Consider the following 4417-nt stretch of genomic DNA (forward strand, 5'->3'; position numbering starts at 1 on the left):
CGCGGCGGTGGGGCGCCAGTAGCCGAGGCCGTGCACGCGCTGCCGGGGCAGGCCGAGGTCCTTGCGGAGGTAGTGGGTGAGGGTGCGGGTGGTCGCCGTGTCGCAGGCCAGCCAGACGTACGCCGTCTCGGGGTCGGGTGCGAGGGCCGGCAGTTCCGCCCGGATCCGCTCGACGAGTCCGGCGCCGTCGCCGTCGCGCGGGACGCGGCGGACGTCGTGGCGGTCCGGGTCGGTGCGGAACGGCAGTTCGGCGTCGGCTTCGTGCCGGGTCTCGAACCAGATGGTCGCCGGGGTCCGCGGGTAGGCGTCCAGGAGGGAGTTGACGGCGGGCAGCGAGGCCGGGTCGCCGATCACGAGGAGCCGCTCGGGTGCGGGGGCGGGGGCGGTGAAGCCGGTGCCCTGGACGGTGGCCTCGATGGTGTCGCCCGGGGCCGCGGCGCGGGCCCAGTCGCTGGCGATGCCTTCGTGGAGGGCGAATTCCACGGCGAAGGTGCCGGATTCCGGGTCCGGGTCGACGAGGGTGTAGGCGCGCTGATGCGGTTTGCCGTGGTCGGCGAACCAGAGGCGGACCCACATCGTCGGGTGCAGGGAGTCGCCGGCCGCGGCGAGGAGGCCGCCGTCCGTGAAGTGGACGCGGCGGTAGTGCGCGGTGACCTGTTCGGCGTCCGTGACGGTGAACGTGAAGTCCTTGCCGCGCAGCAGCTTGAGGACGACGCCTTCCCAACCCCTGGTGACCGCCATGTTCCTGACCCCTCCCCGGACCGTTATATTTAGGCCAGCCTAACCTAACTTCTACGGGAGCGGTGCACGTCTGCGCGCCTTCCGGCCGCCGCTCCGTGCCGCCCGCCCGCCTTTCTTCCGCCTTTCGCCGGCCCTTCACCGGCCGGCCCCTGCCACCGAACGGAACAAGCCACTCATGAGACCCGCCTCCGCGACCGCGACCCCCGACACGTACGCCGAGACCGTCGAGGGGTTCGGGACCGTACGGTTCACGCCCGTCGACCCGGCCGCCGACTCAGCCGTCCTGCACTCCTGGGTCGTCGAGGAACGCGCCGTGTTCTGGGGGATGAACGGCGCGAGCCGGGAACTGGTCCGGGAGATATACGAGGACGTGGACCGGCGCGACACGCACCACGCCTTCATGGTCCGGCTGGAGGGGGAGCCGGTGGCCCTCTTCCAGACGTACGAGCCCGCCGAGGACCGGGTCGGCGAGTGCTACGAGGTCCGCGAGGGCGACATCGGGGTGCACCTCATGCTGGCGCCCGCCGCCGGACGCCCCCGGCCCGGCTTCAGCCGCACGCTGGTCGGGTCGCTGATCCGCTTCCTCTTCCGGGACCCGGCCACGCTGCGCGCCGTCGCCGAACCCGACGCCCGCAACGACAAGGCCCTCGCCCTGCTGGGCCGGATCGGCTTCGTCCGCCAGGGCGGGATCACCCTCCCCGAGGTCGACCTGCCGGAGGTCCACCTGCCCGAGAAGCGGGCCGTCCTCGCCTTCCTCGACCGGCCGGAGCCCCTGCCGGCGCCGGTGGCCGCGGGGGTCCCGCGGCAGCAGCCGGCTTCCTGACCCTTCGCCGCAAGGGCCCCGCCGGCGGGCGGCCGGGGGTCAGACGACCAGGACCCGGCGTCCGCGGGTGTGGCCGGCGCGGCTGTCGGCGTGCGCCGCCGCCGCCTCGCCGAGCGGGTACGACTTCTCGACCGGGATGTGGAGCATGCCCCGGGAGATGAGTTCGACGGCCTCGGCGAGCGCGTCGGGCACGCTCCCGGCCACGCCGGAGAACCGGACACCCAGCCGCGGCGCGTCGAGGTCGGCGATGGAGACGACCTTGCCCGGGTCCCCCGTCAGCTCGACGAGTTCGCGGATCACGCCCGAGCCGGCGAGGTCGAGGGCCGCGTCGATCCGGCCCAGGTGGCGCACCCGCTCGACCCAGCCCTCGTGGTAGGTCGCGGCGAGGGCGCCCAGGCCGCGCAGGTAGTCCTGGTTCGCACTGCCGGCCGTGCCGATCACCGCGATGCCGCGCGCGCGGGCGATCTGCAGCACCGCCGACCCGACGCCGCCGGAGGCGCCGCTGACCAGCAGCGTCTGCCCGGCTCGGACACCGACCTCGCGGATGACGCGCAACGCGGTCTCCACCACCGACGGATATCCGGCCGCCTCCTCGAAGTCCACTCCCCCGGGCATCCGGGCCCAGGCCGACAGCACGGCGAACTCGGCGTACGTGTCGGCGCCTTCACCGAACACGCGGTCGCCGACCGAGACTCCTTCGACGCCCTCGCCGACCTCGTCCACCACCCCGGCGGCGTCCAGGCCCACCCCGGCGGGCAGGCGGACCGGATGGGCTCCCAGGACCTGGCCCTCCCGGATCCTCCAGTCGACGGGGTTGACGCCCGCGGCGCGCACGGCGATGCGTATGCGGCCGGGGCCCGCGTGGGGCTCCTCCGCTTCCACCAGTCGCAGGACCTCGGGACCGCCGAACTCGGCGAAGCTGATTTTCCTCATGGGACGAACATAGGACTAACCGTTAGGGTTTCACAACGGTTGTTGTTTCCTACCTGATAGCGTCGGCGCATGACCGAGCCGTCCGGACGCCGCGAGCGCAAGAAGGCCGCGACACGCCAGAAGATCGCCGACACCGCCCTGCGCCTGTTCCTGGAGAGCGGGTACGACGCGGTGGGCATCCGTGACGTGGCGGCCGAGGCCGATGTGGCCGTCACCACCGTCTTCGCCCACTTCGCCTCGAAGGAGGCCCTGGTCTTCGAGCGCGACCGGGATTTCGAGCAGCGCCTCACCCGGGCGGTGACCGACCGGCCTCCGCACGAACCGCTCATCCCTGCGCTGCAGGGCGAAGTCCAGGCCCTGGTACGGCACTGCACGGCGGAGGGGAGTGCTCCCGTCCGGCGCATGATCGAGGGATCACCCGCCCTGCGGGCGTACGAGGAGTCGATGGGCCTGCGTCACGCGCAGGCGCTGGCGGCGGCGCTGGCTGCGGACCCCCGCCTGTCCCGGAGCAAGACGGCCTGCCTGGCGACGGCCCGGTTCGCCGTCGACGCCTACGCGCTGGCCTGCCGGTCGGACGATCCCGAAGCCGCCGTGGACGAGGTCTTCCGGATGATCCGGGCGGCCTGGGACGTCACCGCGCCTTGAGCCGGGGCGGCGTGTTCCGTCGGGTCAGGCGCTCGTCCGTTCCAGGTATGAGAGCGCGTCGGCCGGCTCGTCGGCGATGAACACCAGCTCGGCCAGGGGGATCGGGAGGAAGCCCTCGGCCTCCATGCGGCGCAGCTGCTCGCGCAGGCCCTCGTAGAAGCCGGCCGTGTTCAGCAGGACGACCGGCTTCGTGGTCCTGCCGTGCTTCCTCAGTTCCAGGATCTCGGTCGCCTCGTCGAGCGTTCCCATGCCGCCCACCATGACCACGAACGCGTCGGCCCGCTCCATGAGGGTCGCCTTGCGCTCGGCCAGGCTGTGGGTGAAGACCATCTCGTCGGGGGCGGTGACCGGGCGCGCCTTGGCCGCCAGGAAGTCGACCGAGACCCCCGAGAGCCGTCCGCCCGCGCCGCTGACTCCGTCCGCGACGACCTTCATCAGACCGGTGTCGGAGCCGCCCCAGACGAGGGTGTGGCCGGCCTTGCCGAGGAGCTCGGCGAACCGGCGGGCGGGCTCGGTGTAGCGCACGTCGAGGTCGGCGGCGGAGAGGAAGACGCAAACGTTCACGAGACCACGGTAGTGGTACCGCCCGCTCCGGTTCTCTCAGGGGGTCTGCGTTCCGGCGGCCAGTCTGGGGGCCAGGTCTTGGGCGAACCGGGCGCCGCTCAAGCACGAGGCGCCGCCGATGCTGGGGTCGAAGTGGAGGACGGCGGCGTATCCGCCGGGTGTCCGCCAGTCGACCTCGCACCGGTCCTCCTCCTGGTCCACGTAGGCCTCGGCGGAGGTGAGCTTGTCCAGGTCCAGCTCGGCCGAGTTTTTCGGTGCCTTGCGGTCCGTGATCACGTGGAACGGGGCGGTGGAGTAGGCCAGCGTCAGCGTCGAGGCGTTGTCCACCGTCGCGGCCCCGACCTTCCAGGTACAGGTCTTCACGCGTTCGGAGCCGCTGGTGAAGCCGCCGGCCTGCCCGACGCTGGTGAGCTGGTGGTCCTGGATGAGGGTGTAGTTCGTGACGTCGCACGGGTCCCCGCTCCAGGCGGCGGCCTTCGCGGTCGCCCGCGCCCCGGACGCGCCCGTGCCTCCCGTTCCGCCTGCGCCGCCTGCGCCGCCTCCGGTGCCGAAGGGGTGCAGGAACGCGACGGCGGCCCAGGCGGCGCCGCCGACGGCCAGGGTCGCGGCCGCCGCCCCCGCCCGGCGGCGCCACCACACCGGCCCGGGCTCCGGACGGGAGCGCTGGCCGTCGTCCGGGCCGGAGCCCGGCCCGGTGCCGGGCGGTTCGGG

General features: G+C 73.2%; 5 protein-coding genes and 1 pseudogene. 2 read left to right on the forward strand and 4 right to left on the reverse strand.

The window, feature by feature from the left end; translation table 11 throughout:
• The coding region (locus tag AB0O29_RS34230) for a siderophore-interacting protein (RefSeq protein WP_365159845.1) at positions 1–741 on the reverse strand (741 nt) is incomplete at its 3' end.
• A gap of 175 nt (positions 742–916) precedes the next feature.
• Between AB0O29_RS34230 and AB0O29_RS34235 the strand changes: the two genes are divergently transcribed.
• Positions 917–1564: a GNAT family N-acetyltransferase gene (locus AB0O29_RS34235; RefSeq protein ID WP_365159848.1), complete on the forward strand. Its 648-nt coding sequence runs from the start codon at positions 917–919 to the stop codon at positions 1562–1564.
• 39 nt (positions 1565–1603) lie between these two features.
• Here the strand turns inward: AB0O29_RS34235 and AB0O29_RS34240 are convergent, their stop codons facing one another.
• Positions 1604–2497, reverse strand: coding sequence for an NADP-dependent oxidoreductase (locus AB0O29_RS34240; RefSeq protein ID WP_365159851.1), 894 nt, complete (start codon positions 2495–2497; stop codon positions 1604–1606).
• Positions 2498–2566: 69 nt separating this feature from the next.
• Between AB0O29_RS34240 and AB0O29_RS34245 the strand changes: the two genes are divergently transcribed.
• The gene (locus AB0O29_RS34245) at positions 2567–3142 is read left to right on the forward strand and encodes a helix-turn-helix domain-containing protein (protein ID WP_365159854.1); all 576 of its coding nucleotides are present in this window, start codon (positions 2567–2569) and stop codon (positions 3140–3142) included.
• A gap of 24 nt (positions 3143–3166) precedes the next feature.
• Here the strand turns inward: AB0O29_RS34245 and AB0O29_RS34250 are convergent, their stop codons facing one another.
• Complete coding sequence (locus AB0O29_RS34250) at positions 3167–3706, reverse strand: TIGR00730 family Rossman fold protein (protein ID WP_365159857.1); 540 nt, start codon at positions 3704–3706, stop codon at positions 3167–3169.
• A gap of 36 nt (positions 3707–3742) precedes the next feature.
• Positions 3743–4417: pseudogene (locus AB0O29_RS34255) on the reverse strand (hypothetical protein); the annotation flags it as partial.

This window comes from Streptomyces sp. NPDC089915 (assembly GCF_040684675.1).
Lineage (GTDB): Bacteria > Actinomycetota > Actinomycetes > Streptomycetales > Streptomycetaceae > Streptomyces.

Excerpts from the sequence above, each read along its gene's own strand:
- AB0O29_RS34235 (WP_365159848.1), top strand. The coding sequence starts at position 917 with ATGAGACCCGCCTCCGCGACCGCGACCCCCGACACGTACGCCGAGACC.
- AB0O29_RS34240 (WP_365159851.1), bottom strand. The coding sequence starts at position 2,497 with ATGAGGAAAATCAGCTTCGCCGAGTTCGGCGGTCCCGAGGTCCTGCGA.
- AB0O29_RS34245 (WP_365159854.1), top strand. The coding sequence starts at position 2,567 with ATGACCGAGCCGTCCGGACGCCGCGAGCGCAAGAAGGCCGCGACACGC.